Below are 19,056 nucleotides of genomic sequence, written 5' to 3'. Positions count from 1 at the left end.
TTGCCAGCCGGTCAGTTCACCGTCCGGGGCGGGACGGCGCCGGCGGGGGGCGTGTGCTGTGCGGGGAGGCCGGGCTCGGGAGCGGGCACGGCGGCGCGGGCGAGGTCCTGCGCCCACGCCCGGTACCCGGCGGCCGACGGGTGGAAGCCGTCGGACGCGAAGAGCCGCCGGTCGCGCGCCATCGCCTCGTCCATGGGGACGTGGACCGCGCCGCCCACGGCGGCCGCCTCGCTGGTGATCACGTCCATCGCCCGCGCCCGCGCGCCGAGGACGGACCGCAGCGGCCGCGGGAGGGCGGGGAACCGGTGCACGGGCGGCATGCCCGCGACGAGCAGCCGCGCGCCCGGGTACCGGTCGCGCAGCACGGCGATGAGCTCGGTCACGTCCGCCGTCCAGCGGCGGAGCGGCCGCCGCCGGATCAGGTCGTTGATGCCCGTGGTGACGACCACGAGGTCCGCCGCGCAGCCGTCGGGCGCGGGCACCAGCCCGGTCGTGATCCGGCGGGCGGTGGCGCCGTTCTCGCCGGACAGCGACCACGCCACGCCACGCCGCAGCCGGTCGCGCAGCGCCTCCGCCAGGAAGCCGGGGAGCGCCTCCGCGTGCCGCGACGCGCCGACGCCCACGGCGGTCGACTCGCCCAGCACGACGACCCGGTAGTCCGGGCCCGTGCCGGGATGCGGGCCGGCGGCGAAGCCGCGCTCGTCGCCCGCCGCCGGATCGAGCCGCGGCGTCCGGCGCACCGTCCGCCATGCCTGGACGGCCAGGACGGGAGCGAGCGGAATCAGCATCGCCGAACGGGAGACGCGGACAGCGGCGAAAGGTCTTTTCATCTGTTTCCCAGACTGCAGGTTGGGGCCCCCGAGACTTAGATCACCCGCTCGCTGAGCAGGCTTTTTGCGAGGTGCGCGATCACCTCCGCGACATAGGCGTGACCTCTCGGATTGAGGTGGATTCCGTCCGGACTCCACATCACCGGGTCGGCGACCCGGGCCACGGTCTCCCGTTCCGGAAAGGTCATACCGAAGTCGCGTGCGACGCGCGCCAGCTCCATATTGAAGTCATGAATGCGCTGCACGGTCCGTTTCTTACGGAACTGCGAGATCGGCGATATGTCGAGCAGCGGGGGACGCGGCACCGGGATCGCCAGCATCACCGCGCCGCGGTCGCGGGCCCAGCCGTACAGCTCGTCCAGCCGGCGGGCCGCGTCCGCGGGCTCGAAGCCGCGCAGCGCGTCGTTCATCCCGCAGCCGAGCACGACCAGGCGCGGCCGCAGCTCCCGGACGAGGGGCAGCTGGTCGCGCACCACGTCGTCGATCTTCGCGCCCGGATCGGAGACGTTGAGCATCTCCTCGCGGGAAATCCCCAGGTGGAGAGCCAGCCGCCCGGCCCAGCCGAGCCATCCGCCGGCCGGGTGCGGGTCGTCCTGGCCCTCGGCCACGCTGTCGCCGAGCACCACCATGGCGGGCCCGGCGGCGCCGTCCGCGGGCCGGCCGCCCATCACGCGACGAGGTCGAGCAGGTAGTCGGTGAGGTCGGTCACCGTCTCCCGCCGCCTGGCCTCGGCCACGTCGACCTCGACCTGCAGATGGTCCTCGATGTCGCTGATGATGCTGATCGCGTAGACCGAGTCGACGCCGTAGCGGGCCAGTTCGACCCCGGGATCGATGTTTTCCGCAGGCCGGTCCAGGTAGAAGGCGATCCTGTCAAGAAGCCACGATTGCAGCTCGTCGTGGGAAATTGTTTCCGATCGGGTCACCGCACTCCTCCTTATGTTTAAGAGGATCATCGAATCAATCGCGATAGTCATCGGAAGACGAGCAACACGCAACATACAGCCAAATGGGGGGCGTGTCTCGACCCGGATGTGAACGATCGGACACGGGCATGTCTCCGAGCCGTAAACCCAGTCAGCAGGCCGGTAAAAACGGCGACAAGTTACCGATTGGTAGCCTGTTCCGATATGGGGCCCACCCGGAACGCCCGCCGGCATCTCGGTTCCCGCCCGTCCCACCGATCCGTCCTCCCCCGCGGGACTCGCGATGGCACGCTACCTGCGTCGTTTCCCAGCAGGCTCCCCCTCGCGGCCCGTCCCCCCTGGCGACAACTGGGCACGTTCCAAGAGAATTTCGGACAACCTTCCAGACCTGCCCACCGCAGGGCAGTCAGGGATGACTTTCCCGGAAGACAGATTCACCTGTCCCTGGCGGACGTGGCCTCAGCCGGTCACTCCGGGACCGCGGGACCCCTCAGCCGCGACTCCACCGGGTTCGGCTCGCGGGCCTGCGCGAGCCGCTCCAGGACGGCGTGCGCGTGCCGCGACCGCCAGCGGTGCGCCGCGAGCCGGTGGAACCTGGCGAGCTGTGCCGCGGGGGGACGCGCTCCCCCGGTCAGTTCGTAGCCGTTCTGGACGAGCCGCGAGGCGAGGACGTGCTCGACCAGATCGGCCTCCCAGTCCTCCAGCCGCTCGCGCCAGGCCCCGACCTGGCGGGTGTTGACGGCCTCGTGCGTGTGCAGATGCCATTTCCGCGAGGAGGGCACCGTCCGCCGGGCGTGCCGGTACGCCTTGGTCATCTCGGGGTCGTACTCCTCGCCGAGGAAGGCGCACAGTTTGACCAGCTCGTCCTCGGATTCCGCGACGAGGTCCTCGTAGCGGAACTCGTAGAAGATGTCCGGGCCGAGCCGGTCCCGCAGGTGGCGGCCCGTGTCGACCGCCTCCCGCCAGGTCAGGGCGGCGGCGTGGATGTCGCCGTCGAACCAGGGCATCCGCGTCAGGGAGCTGACCGCGTCCCGGCCGTCCCGGATGAGGTGGACGAACTGGGCGTCCGGGAACATCCGCTGGAGGATCGACACCCGGCGGAAGTAGCTCGGCCGCTTGTCCCCCCAGCGCGGCTTGCCGTGCTTGCGCGCGTACGAGCGGAAGACGGCCGCGATCGCGGAGCCGAGCGTCGGCGGCGCGTTCACGATCTCCTCGACCGCGTCATCGGCGTCCAGATCCAGGACCCTGAACTTGGTGTTCCTGCCATGCACGATCCACTCGGCGAGCGCGCGCCGGTTCCGCTCCAGCTCCAGGTCGCCGAAGTCGTGCCGCACCTCGTACGCGGTATGGACGAACCTCGTCTCGGACGGGAACGCGATGCGCCGGTGCGAGTGCAGCATCTGTTGCAGCAGCGTCGTCCCCGACCGCGGGCATCCGAGGACGAAGATGGGGCGGCAGGACTCCGTCGTCATGTCGCGGCACCGTACCCGCGGTCCCTGAGACGAACCTCCAGCAAACCTCAACGAACGCTGAAGGCCGCCCCGGCGGCCCCGGCCGGGAAGGCCGCCCGCCACCTTGCGTGAACGGCCAGGTCAGCGGGTCCGTGCCGATGATCGAACGGTAAAAGACTTCCCTGTAACCGAGAAGTAAGCTAAAGTAACGATCGGTGTGCCGGGAAGTCTGGTCGGCGAGACAGGAGATGTCTGCGACCAGGAGGGCTGATGATCCCCCGGCACTTTTTGCTTGCGCACGCTGGGCCGCGCAATGCCGCGCCGTGCCGGCGCAGGCCCCATCACCTGCGACCCGTGACCTGGGCGCACGCTTTCCCAGATAGCTGAGCACGTCTCTCTTTCTTCGATCGACGAAGCCTTTCGGCGCCGGTCGGCCGCGTTCCGCCGCCCCGGCGCGCGATCCATGACGTCTCGACCCGGAAAGCGTGCACTCCCATGGGCGAATTCATCGATGCGGCGTTCGGTTTCCCGACGGCGCTGTTCAGCTTCTCACTCCTCGTCGTGGCCGCCTACTGGACGCTCGTCCTGCTCGGCGGCCTCGACCTCGACTTCCTCGGCGCCGGTGCCGATGCCGAAACGGGGGCCGGCGCCGGCGCCGAGGACGGGACGGCCGGCGGGCCGCTCGCGCTGCTCGGGCTCGGCGGCGTCCCGGCCACCGTCGGGCTGTCGCTGCTGATCGGGCTCGCGTGGTTCGTCAGCCTCGCGGGATCGGCGCTGTTCGAGCGCGCCGCGGCGCGGACCCTCGTCCTGGCCGTCGCGCTCGCCGCGGCCTGGACCGGGACGCGGCTCGCCGTCCTCCCGCTGCGCGGCGTCTTCCGGGACCGGGCCGCGGCGTCGCTGCGCGACTTCGTCGGGCTGCCGTGCGTGATCCGCACCGGCCGCGTCGGCCCGGACTTCGGTCAGGCCGAGGTCACCGCCGCCGACGGCTCGTCCGCCATCGTCCAGGTGCGGCAGCCCGCCGCGGACGTGCCGGTGGCCGGCGCCGCGGAGGGCCTCGGGCTCACCGTCGGCAGCACCGCGCTGATCTTCGACTTCGATCCGGAGGGCCGCTTCTTCTGGGTCATGCCGCACGACACGGCGGCCGACCTCCGCTGAGCCCCCGCGACGAACCCCCGCGACAGACCCCGCTCCACAGCCCCCGCGATACAGACCCCCGCGACCTCACCCCCGGCAGACAGGGATATCGATGGACACCATCACGATAGGAGCCGGCGTGCTCCTCGCTCTCGCGCTGCTCCTCACCCTCGGCCTCGTGCTGATGGTGACCCGGTTGTTCCGCAAGGTCGACCAGGGCCGCGCGCTCATCATCTCCAAGCTCAAGAAGGTCGACGTCACCTTCACCGGTGCGATCGTCCTGCCCGTCCTGCACCGCGCCGAGCTGATGGACATCTCGGTCAAGACCATAGAGATCGAACGGACCGGGCGGGACGGCCTGATCTGCAAGGACAACATCCGCGCCGACATCCGCATCACGTTCTTCGTCCGGGTCAACAAGACCGTCGAGGACGTCGTGAAGGTCGCGCAGGCCATCGGGACGGAGCGGGCCAGCAGCCAGGAGACGCTGCAGGAGCTGTTCGCGGCGAAGTTCTCCGAGGCGCTGAAGACCGTCGGCAAGCACCTCGACTTCGCCGACCTCTACACGCGCCGCAACGAGTTCCGCGACCACATCATCCGCGTGATCGGCACGGACCTCAACGGCTACAGCCTTGAGGACGCCGCGATCGACTACCTGGAGCAGACCCCCCTGCTCTCCCTGGACAAGTCCAACATCCTGGACGCCCAGGGCATCCGGAAGATCACCGAGCTGACCGCGATCGAGCACGTCCGCACCAACGAGCACGCCCGCAACGAGGAGAAGGAGATCACCCGCCAGAACGTCGAGGCGCGCGAGGCGATCCTGGAGCTCGAACGCCGGCAGGCGGACGCCGAGCTGCGGCAGGAGCGCGAGGTCGAGACCGTCCGCGCCCGCGAGACGGCGGAGATCGAGCGGGTCAAGGCCGAGGAGCGGCTGCGGGCGCAGCTCGCGCACATCCGCACCGACGAGCAGCTCGGCGTCCAGCACGAGAACAAGGACCGCGAGGTCTCGGTCGCCGCGAAGAACAAGGAGCGCGTCCTCGCGATCGAGAGCGAGCGGATCGAGAAGGACCGCGTCCTGGAGGTCATCGCCCGCGAGCGCGAGACCGGGCTGACCCGCATCGCGGCCGACAAGGAGGTCGAGGCGGAGAAGCGCGAGATCGCGAACGTCGTCCGGGAGCGGATCGCCGTGGAGCGGACCGTCGCCGAGCAGGAGGAGGGCATCAAGCGGCTGCGCGCGGTCGAGGAGGCCGAGCGGGCCCGCCAGTCGGTGATCATCCACGCGGAGGCCGAGGCGCAGGAGAACCTGGTCAAGGACATCAAGGCCGCCGAGGCGGCCGAGGCCGCCGCCGAGCACCGCGCCCGCGAGGAGCTGACGATGGCCAAGGCGCGCCAGGACGCCGCCGAGATGGACGCGCAGGCGAAGATCCGGCTGGCCGAGGGGCTGCGCGCGGAGGCCGCCGCGGCGGGCCTCGCCGAGGTCCAGGTCCGCGAGCGCGACGCCGACGCGATCGAGAAGGTCGGCCGCGCCGAGGCCGCCGTCGCCCAGCAGAAGGCGCTGGTCGAGGCCGCGCGCATCCGCGACAACCTGCGGGCCGAGGCGGAGGGCCTGTCGGAGAAGGCCGGCGCGATGGCCGCGCTGGACGAGGCGTCCCGCGAGCACGAGGAGTACCGGCTCCGGCTGGAGGCGGAGAAGGACGTCCGGCTGGCCGGCATCGAGGTGCAGCAAAAGGTCGCGGAGGCGCAGGCCGGCGTCCTCGCCGCCGGGCTGGAGCAGGCCGACATCAACATCGTCGGCGGCGACTCGGTGTTCTTCGACAAGCTCGTCGGCTCGATCGCGCTGGGCAAGAGCGTCGACGGCTTCGTGCAGAACTCCGACGTCGCGCAGGCGGTGGCGGGTCCCTGGCTGGACGGCTCGTCGAGCCTGCCCGGCGACCTGTCCCGCCTGCTGGGCTCGGTCGGCACCGGCGGCGTGCGCGACCTGACCCTGTCGGCGCTGCTGCTGCGCCTGATCAAGTCGGGCGGTCCGGACAGCACCGGCTTCCAGGACCTGCTGGACACCGCGCGGCGGCTCGGCATCGCCGAGGCGCCGCTGAGCGAAATCAACGGAACCACACTGACCGCCAACTGATCACAGTACTGCGGCGAGCCGCCGGTCCGGGGGCCGCCGGCCCGACGGCTCGCCGCCCGCGGACCCCGCCATGCCCGTGACGGCGGCGCCCGCGGGACGGGGCTGCCGCGGCGGAGACAGGATCGGCAACCGACATGGACGGGAGCGACGGGGTGACCGAGGGCGTCGAGGTGGCCGCCGGAACCGGGGCGAGACTGGACCACGGAACCTACGAGGTGCTGCGCGCCCGGCTCGCCGAGCACGCGGCGGAGCTGGGACGGCGGGCGGACGCGCTGAACGCGCGGCGGCTGGAGGTGTTCGGCGGCACCGAGCTGCGGCTGGCGGGCACCGAGCGGATCAGGACGGCGCACGACTGCGTGCCGAGGGACCTGGTCGCGCTCGGCGACGTCCTGCTGTTCGGCGGCAACGCCCTCCTCGGGCCGAAGCCGGAGACGGCGGTGGAGGACGTCTTCTCCCTGCACCGCCTCACCCGGGGCGAGGACGGCGTCGCGCTCGTCCCGGCCGGGCCGGAGGCGGTGCCGGGCCTCCTGGACGATCCGGACTTCCTGCGCGACTTCGCCGGCATGTACCGGTACTACCGGCAGGCGCGGCTGCTCCAGCTGCGGCTGGTGGAGGGCCGGCTGCTCGCGGTGTTCCAGACCGGCCCGCGTTTGTCGGACCTGCGGGTCCTGCGATGGCGGACGACCCCGGACGGCGCCGTCGTCTACGAGGACGCCCAGGGAGAGCGCGACCACGCGTTCCCGCCGGCGCACGACGTCGACTGGGCCGAGGCCACGCGCGACGACCACGTCCCGGGCCGGCACCCGCACATCTCGATCGAGGGCGAGGTGTTCGTCGGCACGACCGGCGGTGCGCTGACCGTCAAGGTCGTGGACGACACCGGCACCGGCGACGGGGTGTACTCCGAGCCGGTGGAGGAGCCGCTGCAGTCCCTCGCGGACGCCGACGTCCTGCACGCGCGGGTCGGGGCGCTGATCCTGCTGCGGATCCGCCCGTACAACGAGACGGCGTGGCGGCACCTCGTCTTCAACGTCCGCACCAAGGAGGTCGTGCGGCTCGACGGGATCGAGCAGGCGTGCCGGAGGCTGCCGGACGACCACGGCATCGTCTTCCCCGGCGGCTACCTCCTGGAGACCGGCACGGTGAAGACGTTCGACACCGACGTCGCGGGCCTGGAGTACGAGCGCGTCATCCGCTCCCCCAACGGCGAGGACGTGCTCTACGTCTTCCACGCGCGGGAGGACGGCCGGTCGCTGCTGCTGCCGTACAACGTGATCCGCAAGCGGGTGACGACGCCGATCACCTGCCACGGGTACGCGCTGGCCGGGGACGGGACGCTCGTCGCGATCCGGGCGCTGTCGGACGAGCCGGCCCGCGTCCACCCGCTCCAGCTCTGGGCCACCCCGTACGTCTCGGACGCGCACGCCGCCGCGCAGCCCGTCGGCACCGGGCCGCTGGAGCGCGTCGGGAACGCCGACCTCGTCCGGGGCATCGCCGAATGCCTGACGATCGTCCGGATGGTGGACGAGATGTCGCCGTCCGCCCCGGTGTTCGAGGCGCTGATCTCGGCGTGCACGCGGGTGCGGGACCTCCACCACTGGCTCGCCGGCGGCGACCTCGGCGACGTCGCCGCGCCGCTGGCGGACGTCCGCGCGGCCGCCGGGCAGGTGCTGGAGGAGTACGAGAAGGTCCGCGCGCTCACCGAGCAGGCCGCGGCCGCGGTCTTCGAGGCGGCCGGCGACATCGCCGCGCTGGTCCGCGCGGCGCGGGCCGAGGCGCCGTCGGCCGCCGAGGGCTGGATCTCCCGGCTCGCCGAGTTCCGCCGTTTCCAGGGCCGCCTGGAGACGCTGCGCGACCTCCGCTACGCCGACCTCGCGCGGATCGACGAACTGACCGAGACCGTCCAGGAGGGGCTCCGCACCGCGGGCCAGGGAGCCGTCGAGTTCCTCCAGGGAGAGGACGCGTTCACCGCCTACCACGCCGAGGTGGACCGGATCACCGAGGCGGCGCACGCCGTCGAGACCGCCGCCGACGCCGCTCCCCTCGCCGACCTCCTCGACGCGCAGAACGCGGGGCTGGAGGTCGTCACCGAGGTCGTCGGGGACCTCGACGTCACCGACGCGACCGCCCGGACCGCGATCCTGGAGCACGTCGGCGAGGTGCTCGCCGCCCTCAACCGGGCCCGCGCCGTCCTCGGCGCCCGGCGCCGCGAGCTGCTCGCCCGGGAGGGACGCGCGGAGTTCGCCGCGGAGCTCGGCCTGCTCGACCAGTCCATCGCCGGCGCGCTCGCCGCCGCCGGCACGCCCGAGGCGTGCGACGAGCGGCTCGGCCGCCTCCTCCTGCGCCTGGAGACGCTGCAGGCCAGGTTCGCCGAGCCGGAGGAGTTCCTCGCCGAGCTGGAGACGAAGCGCACCGAGATCTACGAGGCGTTCTCGTCCCGGAAGCAGACGCTGCTGGACGAGCGCGCGCGCCGCACCGACCGGCTCGCCGCGTCGGCCGAGCGCATCCTGTCCGGGGTGCGCCGCCGGGCCGGCACGCTCGGGTCCCCCGACGAGGTCGGCGCCTACTTCGCGACCGACGCCATGGTGGTGCGGCTGCGCGCGATCGCCGCCGAGCTGCGCGGCCTCGGCGACGACGTCCGGGCCGAGGAGCTGGAAGGGCGCGTCAAGGCGGCCCGGCAGGAGGCCGGCCGCGCGCTGCGCGACCGCCTCGACCTGTACGGCGACGGCGGCGGGACGATCCTGCTGGGCCGGCACCGCTTCGCGGTCAACACGCGCCCGATCGAGCTGACCCTCGTCCCGCACGGCGACGGCATGGCGTTCGCGGTCACCGGCACCGGGTACCGCGCGCCCGTCCGCGACGAGGGCTTCGCCGCGACCCGCCACCTGTGGAGCCAGTCGCTCGTCTCGGAGACCGAGGACACCTACCGGGCCGAGTACCTCGCCACGTCGATCCTCGCGTCCTCGTCCCCCGGGGAGCTGGACCGGGCCGCGGCCGACGGGCGGCTGCTCGCCGTCGTCCGGGACGCGGCCGCCGACCGCTACGACGAGGGCTACGAGCGCGGCGTCCACGACCACGACGCGGCGCGCATCCTGGAGGCGCTGCTGCGCCTGCGCACCGAGGCCGGCCTGCTGCGCTACCCCGGCGGGGCCCGCGCCTCGGCCCGGCTGTTCTGGAGCCACGGCCCCGACGAGGCGGAGCGCGCCGCCTGGACGGCCCGCGCCCGCTCCCTCGTCCGCGCCCGCGACGTCTTCGGGGACGCCGGCGCCCTCACCGACCTCGCCGCGGAGCTGGCCTCGTCCGTCACCGGGTTCGCCGAGCACCACGGCCTGCCCGCACCCGGGCCCCTGGCCGCCGAGTACCTGATCGAGGAACTGGCCTGCGCGCCTGACGGCTTCGTGACGAGCCAGGGGGCCCGCACCCTTCTGAAGGGCCTGGCCGAGGCGGTCGGCGAGGCCCACCAGCACGGCGCCCTGGACGACGACCTCCGCGCGGCCGGGAGCCTCGCCGCCCGGTACCAGCTCGCGGAGGCGTGGCTCACCTCGTTCCTGGCGACGTCCTCCGGCGGCGACCCCGCGGACGTCCCGGAGGCCGTGGCGGCGCTGCTCTGCGCGTCCGTCGGCTACGACTCCCCCGCCGCCCTGACCGCCACCGTCGACGGCCTGCTCGGCGACCACCCCCGCATCGCCGGCCAGAGCCTGCCCCTCAGGCTGGACGAGGTGCTCTCCCGGACGCACCGTTTCCGCACCGCGCGGGTCCCGGAATTCCGCGCCTACCAGAAGCGCCGGAACGACCTCATCGCGACCGAGGAGAAAAGGCTCGCCCTGGCCGACCTCAAACCGCGGGCGATGAGCGCGTTCGTCCGAAACCGCCTCATCGACGAGGTCTACCTGCCGCTGATCGGCGACAATCTGGCCAAGCAGCTCGGCACCACCGGGGACACCAAGCGCACCGACCGGATGGGGCTGCTCCTGCTCATCTCCCCGCCGGGCTACGGCAAGACGACCCTCATGGAATACGTCGCCGACCGCCTCGGCCTGGCGCTGGTGAAAGTGGACGGGCCCGCGCTCGGAAACGGCGTCACGTCCCTCGACCCGGCCCAGGCCCCCAACGCCGCCGCGGCCCGCGAGGTCGAGAAAATCAACTTCGCTCTGGAGATGGGCGACAACGTCCTGCTCTATCTGGACGACATCCAGCACACCTCACCCGAACTCCTGCAGAAGTTCATCCCCCTCTGCGACGCCCAGCGCCGCGTCGAAGGGGCGGAAGGGACCCATGACCTGCGCGGCAAGCGCTTCGCGGTCTGCATGGCCGGAAACCCCTACACCGAGTCCGGCGGCCGCTTCCGCATTCCCGACATGCTCGCCAACCGCGCCGACGTGTGGAACCTGGGCGACGTCCTCTCCGGCAAGGAGGACCTGTTCGCGCTGAGCTATATAGAGAACGCGCTCACGTCGAATCCCGTGCTGGCGCCCCTCACCACCCACGACCCCGCCGATGTGGAACTGCTGGTGCGGCTCGCGTCGGGCGACAACACCGTCCGCCCGGACCGCCTCTCCCACCCGTACTCCCAGGCCGAACTGGAAGAGATCCTCGCCGTTCTCGGAAAGCTCCGGCACGTCCAGCAGGTGGTCCTTACCGTCAACCGCGCCTACATGGCCTCCGCCGCGCAGGACAACGCGTCCCGTACCGAGCCTCCATTCCGGCTCCAGGGCTCCTACCGGGACATGAACAAGCTCGCCGAGCGCATTCTCCCGGTGATGAACGAGGCGGAACTGGAATCGGCCATCGACGACCACTACCGGGCCGAATCGCAGACCCTCACGTCCGATGCCGAGGCCAACCTGCTCAAGCTCGCCGAGCTCCGCAGCCGGCTCACCCCGTCCCAGGAAGCCCGCTGGACGGAGATCAAGGCCGCCTTCCGGCGCTCGCAGACGCTGGCCGCCCACGAGGACGACCCGTCGGTGGGCGCCCTCCTCCACCTGGCCGACAAGCTCGCCGCCATCGAGACGGCCCTGCGCACCGGCCGGTGAGGTCCGGCGAACCGGCCGGGGGCGCACCCCCGGCCGGACATCGCTGAACGGAGCTGACCGGTGGCCGGGGGTGGTCATCCGCGGCCCGGGCCCCTACCTTGGACGACCACGATCACCTCGGACATCGCGGACGAACGGGAAGGTGCGGCATGCCGGAGCCCTCGGTTGCCCCAGACACGACCGGCGGCGAGGCAGGCCACGGCGGGCGCGACCGGCTGCGGCGGGCCGGGCTGCTCGCGATCGGCTTCGCGTTCTCCTACGGTCTGGTGCTCACGCTCCTCAGCGACGTCTTCTTCTGGTTCGCGATCCCCGGGCTCCTCGGCCTCGTCACCGTCGTGATCCTCACGCTCCACCTGTACCTGCACCGGCCGTTCGGGCGCGCCGTCCCGTACGCGACGGACGGCACCGACCGCCGGGGGCCGGTGAAGCACCACTACGCCGTCCTGACCCGGCGCTACCTGCTGATCGCCGTGGTCGGCGCGGCGCTGCTGACCGCCCCGCTCGTGCTGAAGACCTCGGTCGCCTATCCGCTCATCGGCGTGGGGATCGTGACGCTCGGGCAGGGCACGCGGTTCTGGCTCGACCAGATCCTGTGGATGAGGAAGTGCGCCCGCGTGCTGAAGGTGTACGACTTCGAGTTCCGCTCCCCCGTCCAGAAGTCCAACCTCCGGAGCCGGGGACGGCGCTCGCTGACCCTGGGGACGGACGGGGCGCCGCGGATGGCGGCGCGGGAGCCGCTGTTCTCGGACCGGTGGCCGAGGGACATCGCCGACGGGGTGTGGTTCGCGGGGGACGAGCCGTTCGGCGGGGCCATCCTCGTCCCGGACACGGGCGAGCTGATGTGCATGCAGCCGGAGAACTGGTCCGTCCACGAGAAGGCGCGGCAGCAGGCGAGCGCCGAACGCCGGGAGAAGGCGGCGCGGGCCGGGCTGGCCCGCCAGACGATCACGGCGTGATGACGAGCTTCCCGCGGGTGTGGCCGGAGCGGCTCGCGTCGAAGGCGGCGGCGGTCCCTTCCAGCGGGAACGTGCCCGCCACCTCCACGCCGAGGGCGCCCCGGTCGGCCAGGGCGGCGAGCTGGGCGAGCTTCGCACCGCTCGGGCGGACCCAGATCCAGTGACCGCCGTGCTCCTCGACGGTGTCGTCGGCGACCGAGACGTGCCGTCCGCCCGGCGCCAGGACCGCGAGCGTCACCTCCAGCTGGCCGCCCGCGAAGTCGGCGACCGCGGACACGCCGCCGGGCGCGAGCTCCCGGACCCGCTCGGCCAGGCCGCCCCCGTAGGCGACCGGCTCGGCGCCGAGTTCCCGCAGGTAGTCATGGTTCTTCTCGGACGCGGTGCCGATGACCCGGGCGCCGCGGTCGTGCCCGATCTGCACGGCGAGGCCCCCGACGCCCCCGGACGCCGCGTGGACGAGCAGGATCTCGCCCGGGCCGGCCCCGAGCCGGTCGAGGGCGCGCTGCGCGGTCAGCCCGGCCAGCGGCAGGCCCCCGGCCCGGTGCCAGTCGAGCGAGGCGGGCTTGCGCGCCACGTGGTCGGCCGCGACGGCGACGTACTGCGCGAACGTCCCGGCGCCGACCACGTCCTTGCGCGCGTAGGACATCACCTCGTCGCCCGGGGCGAACTCCGGCACGTCGGGGCCGAGGGCCCGCACCACCCCGGCGACGTCCCAGCCGGGGATGACCGGGAAGACCGTGTCCAGCATCCCGTCGAGGCCGCCCGCCATGACCTTCCAGTCGACCGGGTTGACCCCGGCCGCGCGGACCTCGATCAGCACCTGGCCGGGGCCGACCTTGGGGTCGGGGACGTCCCCGATCTTCAGCCGGGAGTTGTCGGAGGCGAACGAGTCATAGGTGACGGCACGCATGCCCCAGAGCGTGCCACCCGGCGCGATCCCTAAACTCGGACATGTAGGAGAATGCCTACGTTTGACATGTAGGAGAATTCCTACCTATTCTCGTCGCCATGAACATCACGCACGTGCGGTCGCTGCCCGTCCCCGTCTCCGACCAGGACGCGGCCAAGGCCTTCTACGCGGGCACGCTCGGCTTCCAGGTGGTCGCCGACCAGGCCGCGGGCCCGACCCGCTGGTTGCAGCTCGCTCCCGAGGGCGCCGGCGACGGCAACGGCATCGTGCTGGCCGCCTGGTGACCGGGGACGTCTTCGCCGCGCTGTCCAGCCCCGTCCGGCGGGAGCTGGCGTCGCTGCTGCTGTCCGGCCCCCGCCCCGTGAACGATCTCGCCGCGCATTTCACGATGAGCCGCCCGAGCGTGTCCGAGCATCTCCGGGTGCTGCGGGACGCGGGCCTGGTCAGCGAGCGGCGGCAGGGCCGCCAGCGCATCTACAGCCTGGAGCCCGCGCCCCTGCGCGAGCTGTCGGAGTGGCTCACCCCGTACGAGCGGTTCTGGCGGGAGAAGCTCGCCGGCCTGCGCGACCTGCTGGACGAGGAGGACCTGTGACACCCACCGGCGAACGCGCCTCCATCGAGGTGGACGAGTACCTGCCCCACCCGCCCGGGAAGGTCTGGCGCGCCCTCAGCGAGCCCGACCTGCTCGCGCGCTGGCTGATGCCGAACGACTTCGAGCCCGTCGTCGGGCACCGCTTCACCTTCGCCGCCAAGCCCATCCCCAGCGTCGGCTTCGACGGGAGGATCACCTGCGAGGTCCTCGCCGTCGAGGAGCACCGGCTGCTCCGCATCAGCTGGCACGGCGGCGGCCTGGACACCACGGTCACCTGGCGGCTGGCCCCGGAGGGCCGCGGCACCCGCCTGTTCATCGAGCACGCCGGATTCGACCTGGACGACCCGGTCAACGCCTACGCCTTCCGGGGCATGGGCAGCGGCTGGCGCTCCGACGTGCTCCGCTCCCTCCACACGACCCTGTCCGCCCTTTCCTGACGGTCCTCCCCTGACCGCGCCCGGATCAGGCGACGGTCTCCAGCGGGGGCTCGGAGGCGAACTGGGTCCGGTAGAGGTCGGCGTAGCGGCCTTCCGCGGCCAGCAGCTCGTCGTGCGTTCCCCGTTCGATGATGCGGCCGTCCTCGACGACGAGGATGAGGTCGGCGGCGCGGACGGTGGAGAGCCGGTGGGCGATGACCACCGCGGTGCGGCCGTCCAGCGCCTCGGCCAGGGCCTCCTGGACGGCCGCCTCGGACGTGGAGTCGAGGTGGGCGGTGGCCTCGTCCAGGATCACCACGCGCTGCCGGGCCAGCAGGAGGCGGGCGATGGTGAGGCGCTGGCGCTCGCCGCCGGAGAGGCGGTAGCCGCGCTCGCCGACGATGGTGTCGAGGCCGTCCGGCAGGCCCTCGATGAGGGTGTCGAGGCGGGCGCGGCGCAGCACGTCCCAGAGCTCCTCGTCGGTCGCCCCGGGGCGCGCCAGCAGGAGGTTCTCGCGGATCGACTCGTGGAACAGGTGGCCGTCCTGCGTGACCATGCCGAGCGTGTCGCGGATGGACTGGAAGGACAGCTCGCGGACGTCCACGCCGCCCAGCCGGACGGTGCCGGAGTCGACGTCGTAGAGGCGCGGCAGCATCTGCGCGATCGTCGACTTGCCCGCGCCGGACGAGCCGACCAGCGCGACCGTCTGGCCGGGCTCGGCGCGGAACGACACGTCGTGCAGGACGTCCACGCCGCCGCGGGTGTCGAGGGTCGCGACCTCTTCGAGCGAGGCGAGGGAGACCTTGTCGGCGGACGGGTAGGCGAACCGGACGTTCTCGAACTCGACGGCGACCGGGCCGTCCGGGACGTCGCGCGGGTCGGGGCGCTCGGCGACGAGCGGCTTCAGGTCGAGGACCTCGAAGACCCGCTCGAAGCTGACGAGCGCGCTCATCACCTCGACGCGGGAGCTGGCGAGGGCGGTCAGCGGCGCGTAGAGGCGGGTGAGCAGCAGGGCGAGGGCGACGACGGCGCCGGCGTCGAGGTGGCCGCGCAGGGACAGGTAGCCGCCGAGGCCGTAGACGAGCGCGAGGGCCAGCGCCGACACCATGGTGAGCGCGGTGATGAAGACGTGCTGCACCATCGCGGTGCGGACCCCGATGTCGCGGACGCGGCGGGCGCGGGCGGCGAACTCGGCGGACTCCCTCGACGGGCGCCCGAACAGCTTCACCAGCGTCGCCCCCGGTGCGGAGAAGCGCTCGGTCATCTGCGTGCTCATCGCGGCGTCGTGCGCGGCGGCCTCCCGTTCGAGCCGCGCCAGGCGGGTGCCCATCCGGCGGGCCGGGAGCACGAAGACGGGCAGCAGGATCAATGCCAGCAGGGTGATCTGCCAGGAGATCCGGACCATCACCGCGAAGGTGAGCAGCACCGTCACCAGGTTGCTGACGACGCCCGACAGGGTGTCGCTGAACGCACGCTGGGCACCGATCACGTCGTTGTTGAGGCGGCTGACCAGGGCACCGGTGCGGGTCCGGGTGAAGAACGCGACCGGCATCCGCTGGACGTGGTCGAACACGGCGGTGCGCAGGTCGAGGATCAGCCCCTCGCCGATACGCGCGGACAGCCACCGGTTGGCCAGCCCGAGCCCGCCCTCGGCGAGCGCCAGGACCGCGATCAGCACGGCGAGGCTCACCACGGTGGACGTCGCGGCGCGGTCGACGATCGCGTTGACGACCCATCCGGCGAGGACCGGGGTCGCGACCGCGATGACCGCCATGACCACGCTGAGGAAGAGGAACGCGGCGAGCTGCCGCCGGTGCGGGCGGGCGAAGCGGCCGATGCGCCGCAGCGTCGCCTTGGAGAACGGCCGGCCGTCCTGCGCGTTCATGGCGTGATGCAGCGACATCCACGCCGTGACTTCCATGTCCATGGAGACCCCTGATCATCGTTAGCCTGGAAGACGAGCATGCGACCTCAAGATTGGTTGAGGTCAAGTCGCGCCGTCGTGGTGCCGCCGGGAGACAGTCTCTTCCGGGGGTACGACATTTCAGCGAAAGGTCGCTTGTGGACATCGACGAGATCAGGACCGACACCCCCGGCTGCGCGAAGGTGGCCCACCTCAACAACGCCGGGGCCGCGCTGCCGCCGCGTCCCGTGATCGACGCCGTCGCCGGGCATTTCGCCCAGGAGTCGACGATCGGCGCCTACGAGGCCGCGGAGCAGAACCAGGCCGCCATCGACCGGTTCTACGGAGCGCTCGCCCGGCTCCTGGGCGCTCGACCGGACGAGATCGCCTACGTGGAGAACGCCACGCGCGCCTGGGACCTGGCGTTCTATTCGATCCCCTTCGCCGACGGCGACCGCATCCTGACCACGACGAGCGAGTACTCCAGCAACGCGATCGCCTACCAGCAGGTGGCGGCGGCCACGGGCGCCCGGGTGGAGGTCGTCCCAGACGAGGCCGACGGCACGCTCTCCCTCGACGCGCTGGAGGCGGAACTGGCCAAGGGCAACGTCCGGCTGGTGTCGCTCAACCACGTCCCGACGCACAACGGGCTCATCAACCCGGCGGTCGAGGTCGGGCGGCTGTGCCGCGAGCACGGCGTCCTCTACCTCCTGGACGCCTGCCAGTCGGTCGGCCAGCTCACCGTGGACGTCACCGAGATCGGCTGCGACATGCTGTCGGCGACGGGACGCAAGTTCCTGCGCGGCCCGCGCGGAACGGGTTTCCTCTGGGTCCGGCGCGACATCCTGCAGACCCTGGTGCCGCCGTTCCTCGACCTGCAGGCCGCCACGTGGAAGGCGCCGGACGGGTACGAGATGCGCGACGACGCGCAGCGCTTCGAAACATGGGAACGCTACGTCGCCGGGCAGATCGGGCTGGGAGTCGCCGCCGACTACGCGGCGGACCTGGGGATGCCCCGGATCCAGGAGCGCGTCCTGAACCTCGCCGCCCGGCTACGTGAGCACCTGGCCGCGCGTCCCGGTGTCACCGTCCTCGACAAGGGGGCACGGCCGTCCGGCATCGTCACGTTCACCGTCGACGGCCACGACCCCGCCGCCATCAAGGCCGCGGCCAAGGAACGCGGCGTCAATGTCAACGTCGCCAACCCGAACACGCACGGATACGACCCGCACGCCGCACCGGCGGCCGTGCGAGCGTCCGTGCACTACTACAACACCGAGGGCGAACTGGAGCAGCTCCTGTCCGCCCTGCCGTAGAAGGTTCAGGCGTTGGGGCGTGCCGCGCTGATGTCGGCGAGCGCCGAACCCGAGTCCTTCTCCATCGCCAGGTCGCCGATGGAGACGATGCCGACGGGACGGCCGTCCGCGATGACGGGGAGCCGCCGGACCGCGCGCTCGCGCATGATCTGCGCGGCCCGCTCCAGCGAGTCGTCGGGCCCGACGGTGGCGGTCACGCTGCTGGCGATGCCCCCGATCTTCACCGTCGCCGGGTCGCCGCCCGCCGCGAGGCCGCGGATCACCAGGTCCCGGTCCGTGACGACGCCCTTGAGGTGGTCGCCGTCGGCCACCAGGACGGCCCCGATGTCCTCGTCGCGCATCGCCCGCGCCACCGTCACGAGGTCGAGTTCCGGGCTGACCGAGGTGGGCGAGCCGGTCATGATGTCGCGGACCTTCGTGGCCATGGTTCACTCCTTGCGCCTCGCTGGTGGGGTATCGCGGGCCCTACCCGGCACGCCCTGGATCACTCATCACGGCCGGAACGGTGCGAACAGCCGCTCCGCCCCGGCCTCGTCCCAGGCCAGGCGGGTCGGATCCTCGCGCACCGGGCCTTCCCGTGCGGGGGACGTTGTCAGGGTTGTATCTCCGCAACCCCCCGTTCGGGTTCACGCGGGACACGAGCCCCACCGACACGGAATGCCGCGAACCTTCCCGATAAACTTCGCGTCCCCATATTCATAGGGGATCGCCGGGGGAGGGCCGTTCCGCCGCCCGTCGAGACATGAGCAGAGGAGGGTCTGGACGTGGACGACGACGCCGAGCGGGGCACGGAAACGTCCCGGTCCGGGACCGCCGAATTCCGCCTCCCCAAGAAGAAGGACCTGACCCGCCCGGACATCCCCGTCCGCAAGCCGAAGGACGACCAGGAGGAGCCCCCGCCCCCGAGCACCTGGTACGTCCAGTTCCCGGCCCCCGAACCAGAGGCCGAGGAAACCGAGGACACGGCCCAGGAGGACGAGTCCCCACAGGCCGAAGAGCCCACCGAACCCGCCGAGGATTCGGGCAGCGCCGCCCCGCCGAAGCAGGACACGCCGCCGCAGGACGAGCGCACGGCAGGCAAGGACTCCGAAGAGCGCACCGAAGGCGCCGCCCCGCCTGAGAAAGACGCGCCGAGGCAAACCGGTCGTCCCCAGCAGGACGAGCAGGCCACCCGCGAAAACCCCATCCCGCAGGCCACACCCGAGACGGCGTCCGGTAGCACTGCCCCGCCGAAGCAAGACGCACCGCCGGAAGCCAGAGACGCCGCGAGCGAGAGCGCCGCAGAGGATGCAGACGCGCCGCGGCAAGCCGACCGCACGCAGCAGGACAAACCCGCGCCGCGCTCGGCCCCACCGACTCGCTCTGGTAGCGCCGCCCCGCCGAGGCAGGACGCGCCGTCGCAGGACAAGGGCGCCGCACCGCCCGCAGGGCCTGAAGACGCGCCCCCGAAGCAAGACGC

The 19,056-nt window shown here is 72.2% G+C and carries 15 protein-coding genes; 8 read left to right on the top strand and 7 right to left on the bottom strand.

Translation table 11 applies throughout. From position 1 onward, the window contains the following. Window positions 1-11 precede the first annotated feature (11 nt). The 4 genes from ABGB11_RS00975 to ABGB11_RS00960 all read right to left on the bottom strand — a co-directional run bounded on the left by ABGB11_RS00975 (window position 12) and on the right by ABGB11_RS00960 (window position 3,227). Window positions 12-788, bottom strand: coding sequence for an SGNH/GDSL hydrolase family protein (locus ABGB11_RS00975; RefSeq protein ID WP_347627740.1), 777 nt, complete (start codon window positions 786-788; stop codon window positions 12-14). 77 nt (window positions 789-865) lie between these two features. Further along, window positions 866-1,498, bottom strand: coding sequence for an SGNH/GDSL hydrolase family protein (locus tag ABGB11_RS00970; protein ID WP_347627738.1), 633 nt, complete (start codon window positions 1,496-1,498; stop codon window positions 866-868). Beyond that, a complete protein-coding gene (locus ABGB11_RS00965; RefSeq protein ID WP_347627737.1) occupies window positions 1,498-1,755 on the bottom strand; it encodes an acyl carrier protein in 258 nt (85 codons plus the stop codon). Before ABGB11_RS00965 ends, ABGB11_RS00970 begins: the two co-directional genes overlap by 1 nt. Before the next feature lie 467 nt (window positions 1,756-2,222). Beyond that, window positions 2,223-3,227, bottom strand: a complete 1,005-nt coding sequence (locus ABGB11_RS00960) for a sulfotransferase (protein ID WP_347627735.1) — start codon at window positions 3,225-3,227, stop codon at window positions 2,223-2,225. Between the two features lie 474 nt (window positions 3,228-3,701). On the opposite strand from ABGB11_RS00960, the gene ABGB11_RS00955 reads away from it, so the two are divergent. The 4 genes from ABGB11_RS00955 to ABGB11_RS00940 all read left to right on the top strand — a co-directional run bounded on the left by ABGB11_RS00955 (window position 3,702) and on the right by ABGB11_RS00940 (window position 12,460). Beyond that, window positions 3,702-4,361, top strand: coding sequence for a hypothetical protein (locus tag ABGB11_RS00955; protein ID WP_347627733.1), 660 nt, complete (start codon window positions 3,702-3,704; stop codon window positions 4,359-4,361). Window positions 4,362-4,452: 91 nt separating this feature from the next. Then, on the top strand, window positions 4,453-6,471 hold the full coding sequence (locus ABGB11_RS00950; protein WP_347627731.1) for a flotillin family protein: 2,019 nt from the start codon (window positions 4,453-4,455) through the stop codon (window positions 6,469-6,471). 134 nt (window positions 6,472-6,605) lie between these two features. Continuing rightward, on the top strand, window positions 6,606-11,504 hold the full coding sequence (locus ABGB11_RS00945; protein ID WP_347627729.1) for a DNA repair ATPase: 4,899 nt from the start codon (window positions 6,606-6,608) through the stop codon (window positions 11,502-11,504). Window positions 11,505-11,653: 149 nt separating this feature from the next. Next, on the top strand, window positions 11,654-12,460 hold the full coding sequence (locus ABGB11_RS00940; RefSeq protein ID WP_347627727.1) for a hypothetical protein: 807 nt from the start codon (window positions 11,654-11,656) through the stop codon (window positions 12,458-12,460). On the opposite strand, the gene ABGB11_RS00935 is transcribed toward ABGB11_RS00940, so the two are convergent. After that, entirely contained in the window at window positions 12,450-13,370 is a 921-nt protein-coding gene (locus tag ABGB11_RS00935) for an NADP-dependent oxidoreductase (protein WP_347627725.1), read from the bottom strand. The two genes, ABGB11_RS00940 and ABGB11_RS00935, sit on opposite strands and share 11 nt — an antisense overlap. A 98-nt stretch (window positions 13,371-13,468) precedes the next feature. Here ABGB11_RS00935 and ABGB11_RS00930 point away from each other — a divergent pair, with 98 nt between their 5' ends. The 3 genes from ABGB11_RS00930 to ABGB11_RS00920 are packed head-to-tail and all read left to right on the top strand — an operon-like array spanning window position 13,469 to window position 14,399. Continuing rightward, window positions 13,469-13,654: a VOC family protein gene (locus ABGB11_RS00930; RefSeq protein WP_347627723.1), complete on the top strand. Its 186-nt coding sequence runs from the start codon at window positions 13,469-13,471 to the stop codon at window positions 13,652-13,654. Then, entirely contained in the window at window positions 13,651-13,962 is a 312-nt protein-coding gene (locus ABGB11_RS00925) for a metalloregulator ArsR/SmtB family transcription factor (RefSeq protein WP_347627721.1), read from the top strand. The genes ABGB11_RS00930 and ABGB11_RS00925 overlap by 4 nt, the downstream gene beginning before the upstream one ends. Beyond that, a complete protein-coding gene (locus tag ABGB11_RS00920) occupies window positions 13,959-14,399 on the top strand; it encodes an SRPBCC domain-containing protein (protein WP_347627719.1) in 441 nt (146 codons plus the stop codon). The genes ABGB11_RS00925 and ABGB11_RS00920 overlap by 4 nt, the downstream gene beginning before the upstream one ends. Before the next feature lie 25 nt (window positions 14,400-14,424). On the opposite strand, the gene ABGB11_RS00915 is transcribed toward ABGB11_RS00920, so the two are convergent. After that, window positions 14,425-16,305: an ABC transporter ATP-binding protein gene (locus tag ABGB11_RS00915; protein WP_347627717.1), complete on the bottom strand. Its 1,881-nt coding sequence runs from the start codon at window positions 16,303-16,305 to the stop codon at window positions 14,425-14,427. 134 nt (window positions 16,306-16,439) lie between these two features. Here ABGB11_RS00915 and ABGB11_RS00910 point away from each other — a divergent pair, with 134 nt between their 5' ends. After that, window positions 16,440-17,597: an aminotransferase class V-fold PLP-dependent enzyme gene (locus tag ABGB11_RS00910; protein ID WP_347627716.1), complete on the top strand. Its 1,158-nt coding sequence runs from the start codon at window positions 16,440-16,442 to the stop codon at window positions 17,595-17,597. Window positions 17,598-17,602: 5 nt separating this feature from the next. Here ABGB11_RS00910 and ABGB11_RS00905 read toward each other — a convergent pair whose 3' ends face one another. Beyond that, a complete protein-coding gene (locus ABGB11_RS00905; RefSeq protein WP_347627714.1) occupies window positions 17,603-18,022 on the bottom strand; it encodes a CBS domain-containing protein in 420 nt (139 codons plus the stop codon). Window positions 18,023-19,056: the final 1,034 nt, after the last annotated feature.

Origin of the sequence: Actinomadura sp. B10D3, assembly GCF_039871695.1 — a bacterium.
GTDB lineage: Bacteria > Actinomycetota > Actinomycetes > Streptosporangiales > Streptosporangiaceae > Spirillospora > Spirillospora madurae.
The sequence above is the reverse complement of the archived record's forward strand: the minus strand, read 5'-3'. Positions and strand labels throughout refer to the sequence as shown.